Genomic DNA, 21391 nt, shown 5'->3' with positions numbered 1-21391 from the left:
GCCTCCGCGGATCGGGGCGCGACGCGGCATCCGACACCGGCATCGGCCCGTAGGCTTGTGCGGTGAGCATTCAGCATGACCCCGCTGTCCGGGGCTTCGCCAGCGACAACTATTCCGGCGTCCACCCCGAGGTCCTCGCGGCCATCGCGGCGGCGAACGGCGGCCACCAGGTCGCCTACGGCGAAGACGCCTACACGGCGCGTCTGCAGGAGGTCTTCCGCTCCCACTTCGGCGAGGGCGTGCAGGCGTACCCGGTGTTCAACGGCACCGGGGCGAACGTCACCGGGCTGCAGTCGATGCTGCCCCGCTGGGGCGCCGTGATCTCGGCATCCACCGCTCACATCAACGTCGACGAGGGCGGCGCCCCCGAGAGGATCGGCGGGTTCAAGATCCTCGCCGTGCCGACGGACGACGGAAAGCTCACCCCCGAGCTCGTCGACCGCGAGGCCTGGGGCTGGGGCGACGAGCACCGCGCACAGCCGCTCGTGGTCTCGATCACGCAGTCGACCGAGCTCGGCACTCTCTACTCGGTCGACGAGATCCGCGCACTCGCGGACCACGCACACGAACGAGGCATGAAGCTGCACCTCGACGGGGCACGCATCTCGAATGCGGCAGCAGCCCTCGACGTTCCGCTGCGCGCCTTCACCCGCGACGCAGGCGTCGATGTGCTCAGCTTCGGCGGCACCAAGAACGGGGCCATGCTCGGCGAGGCCATCGTGGTGCTGAACCCCGAGGCGTCGACGGGTCTGCAGTACTCCCGCAAATTCAACATGCAGCTCTCGTCGAAGATGCGGTTCGTCTCGGCACAGCTGATCGCTCTGCTCGAGGGCGACCTGTGGCTGCGCAACGCCCAGCACGCGAACGCCATGGCCCAGCGTCTGCGCGGTGAGATCGAGGCCGGCATCTCCGCCGGGGCGATCACCGGCGTCTCGTTCACGCAGCCGACCCAGGCGAACGGCGTCTTCGCGACTCTCCCCGAAGGCATCGCCGACCAACTGCGCGAATCGTTCCGCTTCTACGACTGGGACGCCGCGCGCAACGAGGTCCGCTGGATGTGCGGCTTCGACACCGAGGAGTCCGACGTCGACGAATTCGTCGCAGAGCTCGCGCGCCTCACCACGCGCTGAGGGCGGTCGTCAGCGGAGCAGACCGAGGTTCGCGAGGGCCAGGCGGATGAGCGTGCCGCGCCCACCCTCCATCTCGGCGGCGACCGTGTCTGACGCCGCGGCCTCCGGCGAGAACCAGGTGACCTCGAGCGCGTCCTGTCGCGGCTCGCACGTGCCGGTGACCGGCACCACGAACGCGAGCGAGACGGCGTGCTGACGGTCGTCGTGGTAGGCGCTGACGCCCGGGATCGGGAAGTACTCGGCGACCGTGAAGGGCAGCGGCTGAGGCGGGAGGAGCGGGAACGCCATCGGACCCAGGTCGTTCTCGACGTGGCGGAACAGCGCGTCGCGGATCGTCTCACCGAACCGGACTCGACCCGAGACGATGGTGCGCGTCATCTCTCCCATCGGCGTCGAGCGCAGCAGGATGCCGATCTCGGTCACCTGCCCTGAACCGTCGGTGCGCACCGGGATCGCCTCGACGTAGAGCATCGGCAGATGGCGTCGTGCCTCGGCGAGCTCGTATTCGCTCAACCACCCGGGGTTGGAGTCGCGCGAGGGCTGTGCGGAGCCGAAGCCCTCGATGCCGTCGTCGGGCTCGGGGTCGGGATCAGGTGTGCGGACGGCCATGTCTCCTTTCTACCAGCCACGTCCGCGCCCGAACACCGACTTGCGGCCATGACCGGCATACGATCCGACGATCACCGCCTGCGCGTGTCGGAGGGCGCTGGCAGGATGGACGGGTGAGCGAAGAACTGATGATCGACGGACTCCTCACGCGCTGGTCGACAGAAGACCGCGCGGGGATGCCGCTGCTGGTGCTGCTGCACGGCTACGGTGCCGACGAGCACGACCTGTTCGGGTTGGTCCCGTATCTGCCCGAGGGCATCGCCGTGGCATCCGTCGCCGCCCCGCTCGCACCCCCGTGGCCGATGCCAGGGCGCTCCTGGTACGCCATTGAGGGCCTCGACGGTCGTAGCGCCGCATCGGTGACGCTCGCGGCTGAGGCGTTCCTGCGCTGGCTCGACGATGCTCGGGGGCATGCTCCCGCGGTGGCTCTCCTCGGCTTCTCGCAGGGCGCCGCCGTCGCGCTGCAGGCCATGCGCCTCGCCCCGCAGAGCGTAGACACCGTGGTGGCGCTCAGCGGCTACGCCGCCGCCGGCGAGCTGCCGGGCGATGAAGCCCTGACCGAGTCACGACCGCACGTCTTCTGGGGCCGCGGCACGAACGACCAGGTGATCCCCGAGGCGCTCATCGCGCACACCGCAGAGTGGCTGCCGACGCACTCGGAGCTGTCCGGGCGGGTCTACACCGGACTCACGCACAGCATCTCTGAGGAAGAACTCCGCGACGTGCATGTCTTCCTCACGAAGTGGCTGGAGCGGGCCGCCCAGGCCTGACCGAACCCATCCGCCACCGCGACACGCCCGGGGTTGCGAAAGTCCGACACGCCCGGGTATCGTCGGGGAGTCCTGTCCGCCGTGTCTGGAAGTCCTTTGATCTGATCCGTCGCCTCCGCGCTCATCTTTCCGCGCGCTGACCCGACGATCGCCGACTCCACGGCAGACCACGCCCGCTGTCCTTCGACGGCGCCCCGCTCAGACGGGGCGATCGGGCGACCGGTGTCAGTGCACCCTCGCACTCGACAGGAGACACCATGTCAACGCCCACCCTTCACGCGTCGGTCACCCTCGACCGACTCACCTTCACCTGGCCGGACGGCACGACCGCGCTCGATTCGGTCTCCGGCTCCTTCGGCTCCGGTCGCACCGGACTGGTCGGCCGCAACGGCGCCGGCAAGTCGACGCTGCTCCGCCTCATGGCGGGCGAGCTGAGCCCCACGACCGGCACTCTCACCGCGACGGGCGAGGTCGCGTACCTCCCCCAGCAGCTCACGCTCGACGTCGACCGACGGGTCTCCGAGCTGCTCGGAATCGCCGAAGCCCTCGATGCCGTCCGCGCGATCAGCGCGGGCGATGTCGATCAGGCGCGCTTCGACGCGGTCGGCGACGACTGGGACATCGAGGCACGAGCCGAGATGTCCCTGGCCGAAGCGGGGCTCGCCCCGGAGTTCCTCGACCGACGTGTCGGCGAGCTGTCCGGCGGTGAGGCCGTGCTCGTCGCGATCGCCGGCATCCGTCTGCGCCGGGCTCCGATCACCCTGCTCGACGAGCCGACCAACAACCTCGATCGTGACGCCCGCGCGAAGCTGGCCGCCATGATCAGGTCGTGGAAGGGCACGCTCATCGTGGTCAGCCACGACCTCTCGCTGCTCGAGCTGATGGACGACACCGCCGAGCTCTACGCGCAGATGCTGAACGTGTTCGGCGGACCGTACTCCGAATGGCGCGCCTGGCTGGACGCCGAGCAGGAGGCCGCCAGGCAGGCCGAGGTCACCGCGAAGCAGGAGTTCCGCAGAGAGAAACGTCAGCGCATCGAGGCCGAGGTGAAGCTCGCGCACCGCGCCCGCACGGCGAAGAAGGCGGAGGTCGAGAAGCGCGTGCCGAAGATCATCGCGCATGGTCGCAAGATGGCTGCCGAGGTATCGGCGGGAAAGCTGCGCACCGAGGTCGGCGCGAAGGAGGATGCCGCTCGCACCGCGCTCGATGAGGCGGGGCGGCGTCTGCGCTCGGAGGCGTCGATGAAGATCGAGCTTCCGGATCCGCAGGTGTCGCGCTCTCGGCGCATCGCGATGATCGGCGACGGCGAGCGGTCGTGGATCATCCAGGGCCCCGACCGCGTCGCGCTGATCGGGCGCAACGGGGCGGGGAAGACGACGCTGCTCGAACGCCTGGTGTCCGCAGCCGGCGTTCACGATTCAGCACAGATGCCGAAGATCGGTCGGGATGACGGCTCGACGGCCGACGGGGCGGAATCCCTGCTGAATACTGAACGGCCGGCGCCGGTCGCGACCGCGCTCACCGATCGCATCGGCTACCTGCCGCAGCGCGTCGACGGGCTCGACGAGAACCGGTCGGTGTTCGAGAACATCGCGGATGCCGCACCGCAGGTGCCCGAGAAGGAGCTGCGCAATCGCCTCGCACGATTCCTCATCCGAGGAGCCACGGCAGAGCGGCCCGTCGCCGCACTGTCAGGCGGGGAGCGGTTCCGCGTGGCTCTGGCGAAACTGCTGCTCTCGGACCCCGCGCCCCACCTCGTGGTGCTGGACGAGCCGACGAACAATCTCGACATCGACACCGTCGACCAGCTCGTCGAGGCGCTGCGCGCCTATCGCGGGGCTGTGCTGGTGGTGAGTCACGACGACGCGTTCCTCGCCCGTCTCGACCTGGATCTCACGCTCGAGATCGAGGCCGACGGCGCACTGACTGCACGGTGAGCTCACACCCGTCGGCTCCGCATCGCCCGGGTATGGGCGATCGCGGGGTCGGCGGCGAGCAGCGTGTAATCCTCGGACTCTCGAGGGACGAGCGCGACCCGCCCTTCGGCATCGTGAGCGATCCCCCATCCGTAGCGCTTTCCCAGCGGTGACGAGCGCAGGCACGGCTGCCCCTTCGAGAAGAACGCCTCGCGTGCGGCGGAGTCTTCGGGGTCGATCCCGGCGCGCAGCGCATGGGTGGTGAAGATCACATCGTCGGAGGTGCGCGCATACGGCTCCGACGCGATCAGTCGATAGTGAAGAGAGGCGATCGTGGGCTTCTCACCCGTCGGCGGCTCTTCGGCGTGGTCGACAGGACAGTCTTCCGCGACCTCGATGAAGGTGCTCACGTAGTTCGTGGTGTGCGTCGCCATTTCTCCATGATGCCCTCCCCGTCGGACAACGGTCGCCCCGATGTCCGTGGCACAGGTGATGATGGAGGGATGAGCGACGTGCTCGACCGCTTCACCCCTGCCACCCAAGACTGGTTCCGGGGTGCCTTTGCCGAACCCACGCCCGCACAGGCAGGCGCGTGGAATGCGATCTCGGCGGGCAAGCACGCGCTCGTCGTGGCCCCGACGGGGTCGGGCAAGACGCTCTCGGCCTTCCTCTGGGCGATCGACAGCGTGTTCCGCGAGCGCACCGAGCAGCCTGCCCCGCCCGCGAAGCGCACGAAGGCCGCAGACGGTTCGCGCACACGCATCCTCTACATCTCGCCGCTGAAGGCTCTCGGCGTCGATGTCGAGCGCAACCTGCGCTCTCCGCTCATCGGCATCGGCCAGTCGGCCAGGCGTCTCGGCATCGAAGCGCCCTCTGTGACGGTCGGTGTCCGCTCGGGCGACACGACCTCGAGCGACCGCCGCAAGCTGGTCTCCGACCCGCCGGACATCCTCATCACCACTCCTGAGTCGCTCTACCTCATGCTCACCAGTCGAGCCGGCGAGACTCTGCGCGACGTGCACACGGTCATCATCGACGAGGTGCACGCGGTCGCCGCGACCAAGCGTGGCGCGCACCTCGCGGTGAGCCTCGAGCGTCTCGACGCGCTGCGCCGCACTCACGGCCACGCCGAGCCGGCCCAGCGCATCGGACTCTCGGCGACCGTGCGTCCGATCGACGAGGTCGCGCGGTTCCTCGGCGGCGCGGCTCCGGTCGAGATCGTCGCGCCGCCGGCATCGAAGACCTTCGAGCTCGGCGTCGTCGTCCCGATGGACGACATGACCAACCCGCCACCGCCTCCCGGTGCGCCGAAAGACGGCGGCGACGCGACGGATGCCGAGTACACCGAGGTCACCGGCTCGGTCTGGCCGCACGTCGAGGAGGCGATCGTCGACCGCATCCTGCAGAACAAGTCGACGATCGTGTTCTCGAACTCACGACGGCTGGCCGAGCGCCTCACGGGGCGCCTCAACGAGATCTACTCCGAGCGCATCGGCGTCGCCCTGCCCGAGGCATCGATGCCGGCGGCCATGATGGCGCAGGCGGGCGCGACAGCCGGAGCCGACCCCGTGCTCGCCAAGGCCCACCACGGATCCGTCTCGAAGGAGCAGCGGGCCCAGGTCGAGGAAGAGCTGAAGTCCGGTGTACTGCGCTGCGTGGTCGCGACGAGCAGCCTCGAACTCGGCATCGACATGGGCGCGGTCGACCTGGTGATCCAGGTCGAGGCGCCGCCCTCTGCCGCCTCCGGCCTGCAGCGCGTCGGCCGCGCCGGGCACCAGGTCGGCGAGATCAGCCGCGCTGCGCTGTTCCCCAAGCATCGGGGCGACGTGCTGCACACAGCGATCGTCACCGAGCGGATGCTGGCCGGCAAGATCGAGGCGATCCAGGTGCCGCGCAACCCGCTCGACATCCTCGCCCAGCAGACGGTCGCGGCGAGCGCACTCGGTGAGATCAGCGTCGAGGAGTGGTTCGAGACCGTGCGTCGCTCGGCGCCGTTCCAGTCCCTCCCCCGATCGGCCTACGAGGCGACCCTCGATCTGCTCGCCGGACGCTATCCCTCCGACGAGTTCGCCGAGCTGCGCCCTCGCCTGGTGTGGGACAGAGACGCCGGCACGCTGACCGGCCGCCCCGGCGCCCAGCGCATCGCCGTCACCAGCGGCGGCACGATCCCCGACCGCGGACTCTTCGGCGTGTTCGTCGCCGGGGAGAGCACCGGCGCACGCGTCGGCGAGCTCGACGAGGAGATGGTCTACGAGTCGCGCGTCGGCGACGTGTTCACGCTCGGCACGACGAGCTGGCGCATCGCCGAGATCACGCATGACCGGGTCAACGTGATCCCCGCGTACGGCCAGCCCGGCAAGGTGCCGTTCTGGCACGGCGACGGGATCGGCCGCCCGTTCGAACTCGGCGAGGCGCTCGGCAAGTTCTCGCGCGAGGTGTCGGCGGCGACTCCCGAGAAGGCGGCTCAGCGGCTGATCGACGCCGGACTCGACGAGCAGGCCAGGATGAACCTGATGGCGCACCTCACCGAGCAGCGGGAGGCGACGGGCACCCTGCCGACCGACCGCACGCTCACGGTCGAGCGCGGGCGCGACGAGGTCGGCGACTGGCGGGTCATCCTTCATTCCCCCTACGGCATGAAGGTGCACGCGCCATGGGCACTGGCGATCAACGCCCGCATCCGCGAGCGCCTCGGAGTCGAGGGCTCGGCGGTCGCGAGCGACGACGGCATCATCGTGCGCATTCCTGATGCCGAGGCCGAACCGCCAGGAGCCGAGCTGTTCGTGTTCGACCCCGACGAGCTCGAGCAGCTGGTCACGCAGGAGGTCGGCGGCTCGGCGCTGTTCGCCTCCCGCTTCCGCGAGTGCGCCGCCCGCGCGCTGCTGATGCCGCGGATGAACCCGAACAAGCGCACCCCGCTGTGGCAGCAGCGCCAACGTTCTGCGCAGCTGCTCGAAGTCGCGCGCCGGCATCCGACGTTCCCGGTGATCCTCGAGACCCTGCGCGAAGTCCTGCAGGACGTCTACGACCTGCCGTCGCTGCGCAGGCTCGCGGTCTCGATCGCCGACCGGCGCATCAGGCTCGTCGAGACGCAGCCGTCTCAGCCCTCGCCGTTCGCGCGCGACCTGCTGTTCGGCTACGTGGGCGCGTTCATGTACGAGGGCGACTCGCCGCTGGCCGAGCGTCGCGCGGCCGCGCTCTCGGTCGACCCTGCCCTGCTCGGCGAGCTGCTCGGCACGGTCGAGCTCCGTGAGCTGCTCGATCCCGACGTCATCGCGCAGTTCGAGCGCGAGGCGCAGCGACTCGACCCCGAGCGGCACGCACGGGGCCTCGAGGGCGTCGCCGACCTGCTGCGGATGCTCGGTCCGATGGATGCGGCCGAGATCGACGCGCGACTCGACCCCGAGACAGGCTCGGCCTCCGAACACCTCGCCGCGCTGATCGACGCCCGTCGCGCGATCCCGGTCACCGTGGCCGGCACCACGCGCGTCGCCGCGATCGAAGACGCGGGGCGCCTGCGCGATGCGCTCGGCGCGGCGCTGCCGACCGGCATCCCCGTCGCGTTCCTCGAACCCCTCGCCGATCCGCTCGGCGACCTCGTCGCGCGGTACGCCCGCACGCACGGACCTTTCACGACGGATGCCATCGCGTCGCGCTTCGGCCTCGGCGCGGCCGTCGCCCGGCACACCCTGCAGCGGCTGGAGCACTCGGGCCGGCTCACCAGCGGCTACTTCCTGCCCGAGGCCTCCGGCACCGGCAACGAGACCGAGTGGTGCGACACGGAGGTGCTGCGTCGCCTGCGGATGCGGTCGCTCGCCGCGATCCGAGGCAGCGTCGAGCCGGTGTCGCCCGAGGCATATGCGCGCTTCCTGCCCGACTGGCAGCACCTCGGCCGTCCGCTCGAAGGACTCGACGGCGTGCTCGCCGTGATCGAGCAGTTCGCCGGGGTGCCCATCCCCGCCAGCGCATGGGAGTCCCTGGTGCTCCCGTCCCGCGTGCGCGACTACTCCCCCGCCCTGCTCGACGAACTCACTGCGTCGGGTGAGGTGATCTGGTCAGGTCACGGCACGCTCCCCGGCCGTGATGGCTGGGTCTCGTTGCACCCCGCCGACCTCGCACCCTTCACACTCCCCGAACCCGACGACGAGATCGCCACCGATTCGCTCGAGGCCCGGGTGCTCGCGGCTCTCGAGGCGGGCGGCGCCTACTTCGCGGGCCAGTTGAAGGAGATGGCCGGCGCCGAGAACGAGCAGTCCGTGCTCGAGGCACTGTGGTCGCTGACCTGGGCCGGCCGCGTGACGAACGACACCTTCGCCCCGATCCGTTCGCTGCTGGCGGGCGGGTCGCAGGCCCATCGGGTCACGCGACGCGCGCCGCGCACGCGCACCTACCGGGGCATGTCGCTCGCCCGCACAGCGGCGCGACCGTCGTCGATCGGCGGACGCTGGTCGCTGCTGCCCTCCGTCGACACGGATGCCGCCCGTCGGGCGACCGTCACCGCGGGGCTGCTGCTCGACCGTTACGGCGTCGTCACACGAGGCGCGGTGCAGGCAGAGGGCGTCCCGGGCGGCTTCGCTCAGACCTACCGGGTGCTCGCCGGCTTCGAAGAGGCCGGACACTGCCGTCGCGGCTACGTGATCGAGAGGCTCGGTGCTGCGCAGTTCGCGGCATCCGCCACCGTCGACCGCCTCCGCACGTTCGCGGGCCTCGCCGACCCGCCCCCGCGCAAGACCGTGACGCTCGCCGCGACCGACCCCGCGAATCCCTACGGCGCGGCTCTCGGGTGGCCCAAGCGCGACGAGGTGTCGCATCGCCCCGGGCGCAAGGCCGGTGGCCTGGTCGTGCTCGTCGACGGTTCGCTCGTGCTCTACCTCGAACGGGGCGGCCGTACGGTGCTGTGCTTCACCGACGAATCCGAGGTGCTGCGAGCCGCGGCGTCCGACCTCGCCGCGACGGCCCGCGCCCGCCGTCTCGACACCCTCACGGTCGAGAAGGTCAACGGAGAGGGCGTCTACGGCACCGAGCTCGCCCTCGCCCTGCAGGATGCGGGGTTCGTCGCGACGCCCCGCGGTTACACGCTGCGCAAGGCGATCTGAACCGACCGCTCACGCACCGCGACGCCGTCGATCCGCACCCCGAGGCGCAGACCGGCGGCGTCGCAGGGGCGACTCGGCGCGTCAGCTCAGCAGCGTCGTCTCTTCGGCGTCCGACGATGAGCGACGAGCCGCGAGGCGTCGCACCACGAGGAGGACTCCACCGAGCCCGAGAAGACCGAGTGCGAGGATCCAGGTGACGCCGGGGTCGTAGCCGGTGGTCGCAAGGTCACCGTCGGCCGCACCCCCGTCCGCACCGGAACCAGAGCCCGACCCCGAGCCGGAATCAGAGCCCGACCCCGAGCCGGAGCCCGTGCCGGAGCCCGCACCGGGATCAGTGCCCGGTACTTCGTCCTCGATGCGCACCAGCCCGTCGATCGCCGTGCGGATCGCCGCTGCCATGGCATCGACATCGGCCTGGTCGGCTGTCGTCAGCTCGCGCTCGACGGCGGAGATCGCGCGGTTCAGCGCGGCGACGCTGTCAGCGGTGAAGGGGCTGAGGTCGCCGGGCACCGCTGCGAGGGCCGCATCGACCGCGGAGTAGTCCGCGGGGCGCTCGGAGACCGGAACGATGTCCGCGGCATACGGCGTGAGCGGGTTGTGGATGGTGACCTCGCGGATCTGCTCATCGGCGAAGAAATCGAGCGCCTTGACCACGATGCGGTCGCCATACGACTCCACGATCAGGCCGTTGTTGACGTCACCGATCGTGACCTCGCTGATGCCCTGCGTGTTCTCGCCGCGAGCGTCCCACCCCACGTGCATCGCCACCGTGTTGACAGACCAGAAGCCGTCGGGGTGTCCGTCCGCCGTGCGGCGCTGCACCGCCCAGTCGCCCAGGGTCGCGGGGTAGTGGGTGTGGCCGCTGAAGACGACCGCGTTCGGATAGTTGCCGAGGATGCTCGTCAGACGGTCGTTCATCAGGTGGTGGTCGTGGTACCAGGGGATCCACGATGCGGAGACGGTGTCGCCGAGCGGGAAGTGCGTGTTGACGATCACCTGCGAGCCCTGCGCCGTCCAGTGCGCGAGGCGCTCCTCGAGGAACTCCACCTGCTCGTCGGTCATCGCGACATCGGACGGGCCGCTGATCTCCTGACCGATCGTGATCACCGGCACCTGGCCGCCGGGGCCGCTGAGCACGTACTCGGCATACGCCTTGTCTCGCTCGGCGAACGCGAGGAACCGCTCGAAGTTCGCCGCGAAACCTCCGCTCGCATAGCGCTCGTGGTTGCCGATCGACGCGACGGTGGTGTCGGGTCGGATCGCGGTCGTGTTCTCCATGACCTGGTAGATCTCGTCCCACTCGGTCGGCGTGCCGGAGTTCACGAGGTCTCCGACGATCAGCAGACCTGCGGGGTCGGGAGCGAGCTCGTGCAGATCGTTGAGACCGTGTTCGAAGTCCTGGGGGTGCCCCTGGATGTCAGACACCGTCCACAGCGTCGTCGACGCCTCATCCGTCATGAGCACGCCCTGACGCACGGTCACCGAGTCGATCGCCCAGTAGCGGGCACCGGCATCCGGTGCGTCGAGCTGCCACTGGAATCGCGCCTCGGCAGCGCCGACGGGAACGTCGATCGCGATCTCCTGCATGTAGTTCAGCTGCAGGGGGTCGTAGCCGTCGGCCACGGATGCGGAGTCGAGGCGCAGCACCTCAACCCAGTCCCCTCCGTCGAAGCTGGCGCGGACGACGCCTGTCTGCGCGGGAGCACCGCGATAGTGACTGTCGAACGAGAGCTCCAGCGAGCGCAGGTACTCGACGTCGACAGCGGCGCTGGTGAGCGTCGAGGAGAAGGGATGCGCTCCGAACTGCTGGGCGTCGGCGACTGCGAAGCCGGCGAGCGGGCGGGCGAAGCGTGCGCGCATCTCGTCGACGTTCGCCGTCCACTCGTCACGCGTCGCGGCGGACCAGCCTCGGTAGTCGGCGGTGCCGACACCGTCCATGGCCGAGTCGGACTCCACCGACCAGCTCTCGGGCAGCCCGGCGTCGAAGCCCTCGCGCAGCAGCACGCCATCGGTCGCGACGCCCGTCGTCACAGGATCGATGTCGACGGCGGCCGCGGGATCTCCGGGGCTCAGCTCGCCACCGGCAGCGCTCACGGTCACGGTCTGCTGTTCGGCGAGAGGCTCGTAGCCGTCTGCCGCGAGGAACCAGAGCGTGTAGCTGCCGGGAGCTGCGGGAACCTCGAGATCGATGGATCCCGACGCGCCGGGGGCGTACTTCCAGGCGACGGAGACCTGACCGTCACCGCCGGGTACCTCGCCGTCGCGGTAGAACCCGATCCAGTTCGTGTCGTCGGGACTGTCGGTCGCGTACTCGATGCGCACCGTGCTGCCGGCGACGAGAGCGCCGTTCGGCACCTGGAACGACGAGTCGGCGGCCGCGGCCACCTCGTGAGGCGCCGTGGCCGGCACCTGCGCGCTCGCGGCGATCGGGCTGGCGACCAGCACGGCGGACAGTGCGACGCCGATCAGGGCGACACCCCTGGTTCGGGTCTGAGGTCGGGAGGGATGCATGGGTGTCGTCCTTTCGAGACGAGTGGGCTGATGTCTCGAGCGTCGCCGCGGCCACCCAACCACGGATGCACGGAAGGTGAACGGACGGCCACATCCGTCCTCCCCGACCGGATCCTGCTGGACGCGTGCGCACAGCAGTCCACCGCGGAGACGCCCGCCGGTTCGAGAGTCGTGTCGTCGGCTCGCCTCAGTTGGCCTGTCTGGTCAGAGAGGTGCCATGCAGAGACGCCTGCACCTGGAACGACATGGTGTCGGCCAGATACCGGTCGTCGCCCGCTTCGATGGCGCGACCGTCTGCCGCGTAGCTGACGCGGTTCACTCGGAGCAGCGGGCTCGACCGCCGCACCGCGAGCAGCCGCGCGTCTTCGCTGGACGCGGCGATCGCATCGATCGAGTGCTCCCCGTGCACCATGCGCACGCCGTGGTGTTCTTCGAGCGCACCGACGACCGACGATTCCTCAGGTGACAGCGCCTCGATCATCGGCGCGATCCACGCCGGATAGGTCGTGCGCTCGAGCATCACGACGCGTCGATTGAGCAGACGCAGTCGCACGACCTCGAGCACGTCTCCGGCGCGGGACCCACCGCGCAGCTGCCTCAGCTCGAGTGCTGTGGGGGCCCTGCGGCGCTGCGACACGACTCGTCCCCCCGGTTCCATCCCGCGGCTCCGCGCCCACTGCGCGAACGACCGCATCTCCGAGAGGCGCTGACTCTGCACCGTGGTGCGCACGAGCCAGCCCGATCCGCGGCGGGGCGCGATCGCTCCCTGACGGGCGAGAAGCACGAGCGCGTTGCGCACCGTGCCGCGGGAGACTCCGTAGGTGCGGGTCAGCTGCTCCTCGGGCGGCAGCATCCCACCCTCATCGAACACGCCGTCGATGATCTGGATGCTCAGATCCCGCGCGATCTCCCGATAGCGGTGCATGTGACGTCTCCTCCCGACCTCACCGCCCTGCACAGGGACGGGACGCCGCCTCAGCGTATCCGCGGTCGGCCGGACGGATCGTGCTCCGCAGGCCCCCGAGTGCACACGTGCACGCACCTGTCCATCGGACTTCAGCTGCCGGCCGCCCGGTGTTCACCCCGAGTTCGCGGAACGACGCCGCGCTGCGCGTCTCGTCGGGTCGGATGGGCTGAGCGATCCCTCGAGGTCGCCGACTGGAGGAAGCCCCATGCCCGACCGCACACCGCACTCAGCCGGTGCGACACGAGCCGAATGGGCGGTGCTCAGCGACATGGACGGAACGCTCCTCGACACCGAGAGCACGTGGCTGCTCGTCGTCGAGGAGTTCGTGCGCCGGCACAGCGGCGCGGACGACCCCGCTCTCGTGTCGACGCTGCGGGGCCTCGACCTCGACCACGCGGCTGCCACCCTGCGCAGCCGCCTGTCGCTCGAGATGACGACGGCAGCGGTCGCCGAGGAGCTCGATCGGCGGTCGATCGAGGCCTATGACGGCGGCGTGTCCTGGACTCCCGGCGCTCGATCGCTGCTGACCGCCCTCGCCGCAGCACAGGTGCCGCTGGCCCTCGTGACCTCCTCCCCGCGGCACTGGGTGGAGCGATTCGCGCAGGCGGTCGACCTGTCGGCGTTCGACGTGATCGTGACGGCAGACGACACCCCTCGAACCAAGCCCGCGCCGGATCCCTACCTTCGCGCAGCCGAGCGCCTCGACGTCGCCGCCCATCGATGTGTCGCCCTCGAGGACTCCCTCGTCGGCGCGACATCCGCCGTGGCCGCCGGCTGCACGACCCTCGTCGTCGGAAGCGGGAAGCCTGTTCCGGACACGCTTCAGGTCGGCTCGCTGATCGCCGTGGACGTCCGGATGCTGCGCGCGGTCGCCAGAGGATCGATGCCCTCCTAGGCTGGACGAATGATCGGGGAGTTCGTCTACGGCATCCGCACTCTGCTGCGCGGCTTCGGCACGTGGCGACGCCGCCCGGGGCTGATGGCCCTGGGACTCGTGCCCGGGCTCATCGCAGCTCTGGTGCTGCTCGCCGGTCTCGTGCCGCTGGCTCTGTCGCTCGCGCCGATCTCCGACGCCGTCACGCCCTTCGCAGACGGCTGGATCCCCGCCTGGCGATCCGTCTTCAGAGCCGCTGTCGGCATCGTGATCTTCGCCACAGCGCTCGCCCTCGCGAGCGCTGTGTTCAGCGCCCTCGCGCTGACCATCGGCGACCCGTTCTACCAGCGGATCTGGCGCGCGGTCGAGACCGATCTCGGCGATGCCCCGCCCTCCGACGGCGGTGGATTCTGGATGGCTGTCGGCGAGGGGCTGCGCCTCGTCGTCCTCGGCATCCTGATCGCGCTCCTGGTGCTGCTGCTCGGACTCGTCCCGCTCGTCGGAGGTGCGCTCGGGGCTGTCGGAGGCGTCGTGCTGTCGGGGCGGATGCTCGCACGCGAGCTCACAGGTCGCGCCTTCGACGCCCGCGAACTCACCCCCGCCGACCGTGCGGTGCTGTTCCGCGGCAGTCGCGCGCGCGTGCTCGGCTTCGGCGTCGCGACGCAGCTGTGCTTTCTGATCCCCGGCGGCGCGGTCGCCGTCATGCCAGCCGCCGTCGCGGGCGCCACGACTCTCGCGCGCACCATGCTGGAGCGCACTCCCCTGCCGCAGACTCCCCTGCCGCAGACTCCCCCGCCGTCCGCGCAGCCCGGACCGCCCGCACCGCCCGCACGACCCGCACCACCCGCACCGCCCGCACCGGGCAGCGTCTCCGCACCCCTGCCGCCGCCCGCCGGGTCAGGACACGCCTGATGCCCGAGGGCGACACCGTCTTCCGTGCGGCCAGACGTCTCGACGAGGCGCTGGTCGGCGCGGAGGTGGCCCGCTTCGACCTCCGCGTCCCGCGCTTCGCGACCCTCGACCTGACCGGTCAGCCGATCGTCTCGTCGATCGCCCGCGGCAAGCACCTGCTGCTGCGCATCGGCGACAGCACACTGCATTCCCATCTGCGCATGGACGGGGCCTGGCTGGTCTACCGTGCGGGTGAGAAGTGGCGGCATCCGGCGTTCAAGGTGCGTGCGATCGTCGGAACCGCACAGCGTGAAGCTGTGGGGATCGACCTGGCCGAGATCGAGGTGGTGCCGACCCGCGACGAAGACGAGCTCGTCGGCTACCTCGGGCCCGATCCCCTCGGCCCCGACTGGGACGCCGCCGAGGCCGCGAGGCGGGTGAATGCCGACTCCCGCAGCATCCACGTCGCTCTGCTGGACCAGCGCAACGTCGCAGGGTTCGGCAACGAGTACGCGGCAGAACTCCTGTTCCTTCGGGGGATCCTGCCGACCACGCCCGCCCCGGAGGTCGACGTGCCCGCACTGCTCGACCTCGGGGTGCGCACGATCCGGGCGAACCGCGATCGCCGTCACCGCACCTTCACCGGAGTCGATCGTCCCGGTCAGGGAACCTGGGTCTACGGCCGTGCCGGCAAGCCCTGCCGTCGCTGTGGAGCCCTGATCAAGCGGGGCGAACTGGGCGCGGATCCGACCCGCGAGCGCATCACCTTCTGGTGCCCCGTGTGTCAGCGATGACTCCAATCCATGCTCGGGAATGAATCCGGCACACCCGTGGTTATTGATATATCCGGAGAACTCCGGAACACGGGGAGGAATCGTGGGCAAGAACTACGTCGACATCGAGAACGACCAGGGAGCGACGCTGCGGTATCGCAAGCACGCCAACGGCCGCGGTCTCGTCGCGCATGGCGCGAAGGTCCATCCGAAGGCGCATGTTGAAGCGGGCGCCTACATCGAACCCGGCGCGCGTATCGGCGCAGGGGCGACCATCGCCCGCGGCGCATGGATCGAACCGGATGCCGTGATCGGCGAGGGTGCGCACGTCGACGCGCACGCGCACATCGGCCAGGGCGCTGCCGTCGGAGACGGCGCGCACATCGGAGTCCGCACCGATGTCGGGGCCGGTGCACGGATCGTGCGCGGTGCTCGCATCGGCGACGACGAGACGGTCGCCGCCGGCCTGACGGTGGCCACCGACCCGAAGGGGCTGTGGCTCGCGGCCTGATCACGGGCCGATCTCAGACCGCCTCACGGCATCCGCCGGGTACCCTGGAGCACATGGCGACTCAGGGACGACGACCGGCAGGGCGCGCCGGCAAGGGCTCGCCCGTGCGACGCAACAGGGCGGCACCGGCTCAGCGATTCCCGCCGCCCCAGCCACCCAAGAAGACCGCAAAGGTGGTGTTCGATGCGCCGGAACCCGAGTCCGACGAGCCCCGCACGTTCCGGCTCGGGGTCGTGCCCGGCGCCACGCCCGGCAAGTGGATCGACGCCTGGAAGCAGCGGATGCCGCACGTGCCCGTGGAGATCGTGTCGGTGGAGGTCGCCGATCAGCGCAAGGCGCTCGACGACCTCGACGCCGCGCTGGTGCGGATGCCGCTGACCGATGAGACCCTGCACGTCATCACGCTGTATGACGAGGTGCCCGTGGTGGTCGCCTCGATCGATTCGCACCTGCTCGCCGTCGACGAGCTGACCATCGCCGACCTCGCGGGCGAGATCGTGATGACCCCGATCGACGACCCGCTGGGCCCGATCGACATCCCCGGCGCCGTCTCCCCGTCGTTCGCGCCGCTGACCGTCGCAGAAGCCATCCCGACCGCTGCTGCCGGAACCGGGATCGTGGTCCTTCCCATGTCTCTCGCGCGCATGCACCACCGCAAGGATGTCGGCCATCGCCCCCTGGTCGACGGACCGACCTCGACTGTCGCCCTGGCCTGGCGCCGAGAGCACACGACGCCCGACGTCGAGACGTTCATCGGAATCGTGCGCGGTCGCACGTCGAACTCATCACGATGACTCGACCGTGACGTCTCGTCGACCGCGGTGACGGCGCCCCCCTCCGGTCGTCGTTAGACTCTCGTGGTGGTCTCGCTTCTCTACGTCTGTGTGCGCCCCGAACTCGGGGCGGCGGACGCCGAGCACGCCTCGTTCCGGCGGGCGCTCGGCGTCGACGTCGTCGACCGCATCGATCTGCTCGCCGAGCCCCTCGACCCCGCCCGCCTCGCGCGGTACAGCGGCGTCGTGGTCGGCGGCTCGCCCTTCAACGTGAGCGACGTCGAGAAGTCGGCGGTGCAGCTCCGCGTCGAAGCAGATCTCGAGCACATGGCACGGCTGGCCATGGACGGCCGGATCGCGGTCTTCTTCACCTGCTTCAGCATCGGCGTGGTGACGCGGATGCTCGGTGGCGACGTCACGACCGACACCCCCGAGCCGGCCAGCGCCACCGTGATCGAGACGACCGAGGCCGGCGCGGCGGATCCGGTGTTCGGCCCGAGTTCCCCCGCCCTCACCGTGTTCACCGCCCACAAGGAGAGTGCCGCCGCGCTGCCGCAGGGTGCGGTGCTGCTCGCCACGAACGACGCGTGCCCCGTGCAGGCGTATCGGGTGGGCACTCATCTCTACACGGCGCAGTTCCACCCTGAGCCGACCCCGAGGGACTTCGCCGACCGGATGACCTTCTACCGCACCACCGGGTATTTCGACCCCGATGAGTTCGACGCGGTACAGGGCCAGGTGCTCGCGGCATCGGTCACCGAGGGCGCGGCACTGCTGCGCCGCTTCGCGCAGACGTTCGCATCCGCCTGACGACGAGCAGGTCAGCAGCAGCTCACACGCGGGCTCAGCCGCGCAGCAGCTCCACCCGTTCGCGAAGGTATGCCTCGAGCGGCATCCATCCGCCCGCGCTGCTCCATCGCACCGACGGCACGGCGTCGATCGTCGCGAGCGGCCCCGATGCTCCACCCGCATCCACGGCCTCGAGGTCGATCACCGTCCACCCGATGTGCACAACCTCGCCCACGTCGAATCCGCCCCGCAGTGCCAGCGCACGTCGCTCGGCGCGCTCGCGCGCGGACTCGGCCGTGTAGCCACGGCGCCCGGGATCCGCAGCGCGCAGCACCTCGGCGGTCGCCAGAGCATGAGTCTCGGTGAGCAGCAGCACTCCGATGTGCCAGGCTGCCCCCACCCGCACGATGCGACGTCCGCGCCACCGTGAGTCCCGCTCTTCGCCCAGTCCTTCCTGAGGCAGGCCCGAGAGCGCACCCACGGCGTCGGCGATCAGCGCGGATGCCGTCGTCACAGCTCCCCCTGGGGACTCGCGCGAACCACCTCGGGGTCGACCAGCCGCGCGGCGTCGCCGCGGATCAGCATGCCGATCAGCGGGAACAGCAGCACCGACAGCATCCCCGCGCCCACGAGTGCAGCGGCCGTGCCGGTGTCGATCATCTCCTGGTCCACTCCGATCGCCGTCACGGCGACGATGATGGGCAGTCCTGTGGAGGCCAGCAGGCCGAGCGCCGTGCGGTCTCTCACGCTCGAGCCCGGCGGGGCGGAGAGCTGTGCGGTGGTGCCGCGGAGCACGAGCAGCGCGACGAGGAACAGGGGCAGCATCAGGATCGCCGACGACGAGCCGGTGAGCGCCTGAAGGTCGAAGTTCACACCGGTGTAGAGGAAGAAGATCGGCACGAAGAGGCCGAACGCGATGGCCTCGAGTTTGGTCTCCATCGCCGCTGCGTCCTTCTCTGGCGCCCGGGCCATGATGATGCGCCACACGGCCCCAGCGACGAATGCGCCGAGCAGCATGTCGAGATCGAGCATGACGCTGAGACCGACCAGCGCCGCGATCAGCAGCAGCACGAAGCGCACACCGAACTGATCGGAGGTGTGCAACGTGGCGCGCACGAACGCGTGCAGGCGCCCGTGCTGCATCCGGTGGGCCACCAGCACGGCGAGACCGGCCAGAACCACGAAGGCGAGCAGCACCGCGGCGGCGAGCGGAGTGGTGCGGGTGCTCAGGAAGAGCGAGATCGCGATCAACGGCAGGAACTCGCCGACGGCGCCGATCACGGTGACGGCGCGTCCGAACGGGGTGTCCGTCTCCTTCGCGTCCCGCAGGATCGGCATCAGCGTGCCGAGTGCGGTGGAGCTGAGCGCGATGGCGATCACGACCATCCCCTCCCCCGGTGCGAGGAAGAAGCCGATCGCGATCCCGAGGACGACGCTGATGCTCCAGCCGATCGAGGCCCGCACGAGCGGGCGCCCGGAGACGGCGCGGAAGTCGATCTCGGATCCGGCCATGAAGAAGAGCATCGCGAGGCCGAAGTCGCTGAGCTTCTCGAGGATGGGCGTCGGCTCGACCCAGCCGAGCACAGCCGGACCCGCGAGGATCCCGAGCACGAGCTCGAACACGATGATCGGCACCCGGATGACCGGTCTGATGCCGCGCGCGAGCAGCGGCGCTGCCACGGCGAGCAGCGGGATCAGCACCAGTCCGAGATCGCCCGCGTCCACGCTCTCAGAGTAGCGACCCGGCGGCGACGATTCGCCCGGTGGTCGCATCCACGGCAGAATCGATGCACACCCCCGAGGAGCCCCCATGTCTCAGCCCGACACCGCCCGCCTGCTGATCGCCTGCGACGATCAGCCCGGCATCGTCGCCGCCGTCGCCGGAGTGCTCTCCGCCCACGGCGCGAACATCATCTCCCTCGACCAGCACTCCACCGACTCCGAGGGCGGTCGGTTCTTCCAGCGCACCGTCATCCACCTCCCCGGTCTCTCCGCCGCCCGCACGGCGCTCGAGGCCGACCTGGCGCCGATCGCCGAGCGCTTCGGCATGGAATGGTCGCTGCACGACACCGCCCGCCGCAAGCGCGTCGCGATCTTCGTGTCGAAGTACGACCACTGCCTGATGGAGCTGCTGTGGCGCACGCAGCGCGGCCAGCTCGACATCGACGTCACGATGGTCGTCTCGAATCACCCCGACCTCGCCGAGTCGGTGCGGTCGTTCGGAGTGCCCTTCGTGCACATCCCCTCGGGCGACAAGCAGGCGATGGAGCAGCGCCAGCTCGAGATGCTCCGAGGCAACGTCGATCTCGTCGTCCTGGCCCGATACATGCAGATCCTGAGCGACGACTTCATCACGGGTCTCGGCGCCCCCGTCATCAACATCCACCACTCGTTCCTGCCCGCGTTCATCGGCGCCAACCCGTATGCCAGGGCGAAGGACCGCGGCGTGAAGCTGATCGGGGCGACCGCCCACTACGCCACCGCCGACCTCGACGAGGGGCCGATCATCGAGCAGGACGTCACGCGCGTCACACACTCCGAGTCGGCGGCCGAGCTGCAACGCCGCGGCGCCGATGTCGAGCGCCTCGTGCTCGCGCGCGCCGTGCAGTGGCATGCCGAAGACCGTGTGATCGTGCACGGCCGCTCGACCGTCATCCTCTGAGGCAGGCTTCTCGGCTCTCGTCGAGCTCAGGCGCTCGCGGGAACTCCCGCGACCAGTTCGGCGAAGGCCTCCGCCGCAGTCGCATAGCGGGCGAGCGGCGCTCCCTGACCCATCCAGAGCGACTGCAGCTCCCCCAGATTCTGCTCACCCGCCGCGGCGCGGAACCTTCCGGTGAGCCAGTTCTGCATCGGGAACGGGGCGATGGTTCCACCCGCCTCGATCGCTCGCACCGCCCGGTTGCGCACTCCGCGGGCGAGGCGACCGCTCATCGCCCGCGTGAGCACGGTGCCGTCGGCGGCTGTCGAGCGGATGGCGTCGCGATGCGCCTGATTCGCCGCCGACTCGGTCGTCGCCAAGAAGGCCGTGCCGACCTGCACAGCCGAGGCGCCGAGAGCGAAAGCGGCTGCGACGCCGCGCCGATCGGCGATGCCGCCCGCCGCGATGACCGGCACATCGACGGCATCGACCACCTGCGGCACGAGCGAGAAGGTGCCGATGAGCGACTCTTCGGCCGGTCGCAGGAACGACACCCGATGGCCTCCGGCCTCGAAGCCGGTCGCGACGATGGCGTCGACCTCCGCCTCGGCGAGAGCGACGGCTTCCGCGACGGTCGTCGCCGTCGCCACCACGCGGATCCCGCGGCGATGCGCCTCCTCGATGAGATCACCGGAGGGGATGCCGAAGACGGTGCTGAGCACAGGCGGAGCCGACTCCCAGATCGCATCGAGCTGCTCGTCGAGCGGGGGCGCGTACCGTTCGGGTCGCGCCGGCATCTCGAGACCGACCGCGTCGAAGAACGGCTGCAACGCCTGCGCGAACACCGTGTGCTGCGGGTTCGGTTCGACCTCGTCGCCGGTCGGCAGCCAGATGTTCACGGCGAACGGACGCGCGGTCGCCGTCCGGAGCGAGGCGACGGTCGAGCGGATGCGGTCTCCGTCATAGCCGTACAGCCCGTACCCGCCGAGTCCCCCCGCTTCGCTGACGGACACGGCGAGCTCGACGGACGACAGCCCTCCGAACGGTCCGAGGAAGACGGGGTGTTCGATGCCGAGCAGCGCACGCAGGTCAGTCATGTATCGAGGCTATCTCCGCTCTCCCGCCCCGAGACGAGCGCGGACG

General features: G+C 70.1%; 18 protein-coding genes. 11 read left to right on the top strand and 7 right to left on the bottom strand.

The genetic code is table 11. The annotated features are described in order from the left end of the window. Window positions 1-62 precede the first annotated feature (62 nt). On the top strand, window positions 63-1130 hold the full coding sequence (locus QMA07_RS00170) for a low specificity L-threonine aldolase (protein WP_290159054.1): 1068 nt from the start codon (window positions 63-65) through the stop codon (window positions 1128-1130). Window positions 1131-1139: 9 nt separating this feature from the next. Here QMA07_RS00170 and QMA07_RS00165 read toward each other — a convergent pair whose 3' ends face one another. Further along, on the bottom strand, window positions 1140-1739 hold the full coding sequence (locus QMA07_RS00165; RefSeq protein WP_290159053.1) for an NUDIX hydrolase family protein: 600 nt from the start codon (window positions 1737-1739) through the stop codon (window positions 1140-1142). A gap of 113 nt (window positions 1740-1852) precedes the next feature. On the opposite strand from QMA07_RS00165, the gene QMA07_RS00160 reads away from it, so the two are divergent. Beyond that, window positions 1853-2509 carry an alpha/beta fold hydrolase gene (locus QMA07_RS00160; protein ID WP_290159052.1) on the top strand — a complete coding sequence of 219 codons (657 nt, stop codon included), beginning with the start codon at window positions 1853-1855 and terminating at the stop codon, window positions 2507-2509. A 257-nt stretch (window positions 2510-2766) separates the two neighbouring features. After that, on the top strand, window positions 2767-4446 hold the full coding sequence (locus tag QMA07_RS00155; protein WP_290159050.1) for an ABC-F family ATP-binding cassette domain-containing protein: 1680 nt from the start codon (window positions 2767-2769) through the stop codon (window positions 4444-4446). A gap of 2 nt (window positions 4447-4448) precedes the next feature. Here the strand turns inward: QMA07_RS00155 and QMA07_RS00150 are convergent, their stop codons facing one another. Further along, on the bottom strand, window positions 4449-4859 hold the full coding sequence (locus tag QMA07_RS00150) for a DUF6157 family protein (RefSeq protein WP_290159049.1): 411 nt from the start codon (window positions 4857-4859) through the stop codon (window positions 4449-4451). 69 nt (window positions 4860-4928) lie between these two features. Here QMA07_RS00150 and QMA07_RS00145 point away from each other — a divergent pair, with 69 nt between their 5' ends. Continuing rightward, window positions 4929-9521 carry an ATP-dependent helicase gene (locus QMA07_RS00145; RefSeq protein ID WP_290159048.1) on the top strand — a complete coding sequence of 1531 codons (4593 nt, stop codon included), beginning with the start codon at window positions 4929-4931 and terminating at the stop codon, window positions 9519-9521. 81 nt (window positions 9522-9602) lie between these two features. On the opposite strand, the gene QMA07_RS00140 is transcribed toward QMA07_RS00145, so the two are convergent. Together QMA07_RS00140 and QMA07_RS00135 are read right to left on the bottom strand one after the other, a co-directional pair. Continuing rightward, window positions 9603-12032 (bottom strand): DUF4073 domain-containing protein, encoded by a 2430-nt coding sequence (locus QMA07_RS00140; protein ID WP_290159047.1) that lies wholly within the window; start codon window positions 12030-12032, stop codon window positions 9603-9605. 187 nt (window positions 12033-12219) lie between these two features. Then, complete coding sequence (locus QMA07_RS00135) at window positions 12220-12957, bottom strand: GntR family transcriptional regulator (RefSeq protein ID WP_290159046.1); 738 nt, start codon at window positions 12955-12957, stop codon at window positions 12220-12222. Between the two features lie 247 nt (window positions 12958-13204). Between QMA07_RS00135 and QMA07_RS00130 the strand changes: the two genes are divergently transcribed. The 6 genes from QMA07_RS00130 (at window position 13205) to QMA07_RS00105 (ending at window position 17631) form a co-directional block, all read left to right on the top strand. Continuing rightward, window positions 13205-13894, top strand: coding sequence for an HAD family phosphatase (locus QMA07_RS00130; RefSeq protein WP_290159045.1), 690 nt, complete (start codon window positions 13205-13207; stop codon window positions 13892-13894). A 9-nt stretch (window positions 13895-13903) separates the two neighbouring features. Continuing rightward, window positions 13904-14785, top strand: a complete 882-nt coding sequence (locus tag QMA07_RS00125) for an EI24 domain-containing protein (RefSeq protein ID WP_290159044.1) — start codon at window positions 13904-13906, stop codon at window positions 14783-14785. After that, a complete protein-coding gene (locus QMA07_RS00120) occupies window positions 14785-15558 on the top strand; it encodes a DNA-formamidopyrimidine glycosylase family protein (RefSeq protein WP_290159042.1) in 774 nt (257 codons plus the stop codon). The genes QMA07_RS00125 and QMA07_RS00120 overlap by 1 nt, the downstream gene beginning before the upstream one ends. Before the next feature lie 82 nt (window positions 15559-15640). Next, window positions 15641-16048, top strand: coding sequence for a DapH/DapD/GlmU-related protein (locus tag QMA07_RS00115; RefSeq protein ID WP_290159041.1), 408 nt, complete (start codon window positions 15641-15643; stop codon window positions 16046-16048). Window positions 16049-16101: 53 nt separating this feature from the next. After that, entirely contained in the window at window positions 16102-16842 is a 741-nt protein-coding gene (locus tag QMA07_RS00110; RefSeq protein WP_290159040.1) for a LysR family transcriptional regulator substrate-binding protein, read from the top strand. 66 nt (window positions 16843-16908) lie between these two features. Continuing rightward, window positions 16909-17631, top strand: coding sequence for a GMP synthase (locus tag QMA07_RS00105; RefSeq protein WP_290159038.1), 723 nt, complete (start codon window positions 16909-16911; stop codon window positions 17629-17631). Window positions 17632-17665: 34 nt separating this feature from the next. On the opposite strand, the gene QMA07_RS00100 is transcribed toward QMA07_RS00105, so the two are convergent. Together QMA07_RS00100 and QMA07_RS00095 are read right to left on the bottom strand one after the other, a co-directional pair. Then, window positions 17666-18124, bottom strand: a complete 459-nt coding sequence (locus tag QMA07_RS00100) for a glutaminase (protein WP_290159036.1) — start codon at window positions 18122-18124, stop codon at window positions 17666-17668. Further along, window positions 18121-19335, bottom strand: coding sequence for a cation:proton antiporter (locus tag QMA07_RS00095; protein WP_290159034.1), 1215 nt, complete (start codon window positions 19333-19335; stop codon window positions 18121-18123). The genes QMA07_RS00100 and QMA07_RS00095 overlap by 4 nt, the downstream gene beginning before the upstream one ends. Window positions 19336-19420: 85 nt before the next feature. On the opposite strand from QMA07_RS00095, the gene purU reads away from it, so the two are divergent. Further along, window positions 19421-20272, top strand: coding sequence for a formyltetrahydrofolate deformylase (gene purU, locus QMA07_RS00090; protein WP_042540119.1), 852 nt, complete (start codon window positions 19421-19423; stop codon window positions 20270-20272). 26 nt (window positions 20273-20298) lie between these two features. Here the strand turns inward: purU and QMA07_RS00085 are convergent, their stop codons facing one another. Beyond that, window positions 20299-21345 carry a DUF561 domain-containing protein gene (locus QMA07_RS00085; RefSeq protein WP_290159031.1) on the bottom strand — a complete coding sequence of 349 codons (1047 nt, stop codon included), beginning with the start codon at window positions 21343-21345 and terminating at the stop codon, window positions 20299-20301. Between the last annotated feature and the right edge of the window lie 46 nt (window positions 21346-21391).

It is taken from the genome of Microbacterium sp. APC 3901 (assembly GCF_030407765.1).
Taxonomy (GTDB): Bacteria; Actinomycetota; Actinomycetes; order Actinomycetales; family Microbacteriaceae; genus Microbacterium.
This window is presented reverse-complemented; position numbering and strand designations above follow the sequence as displayed.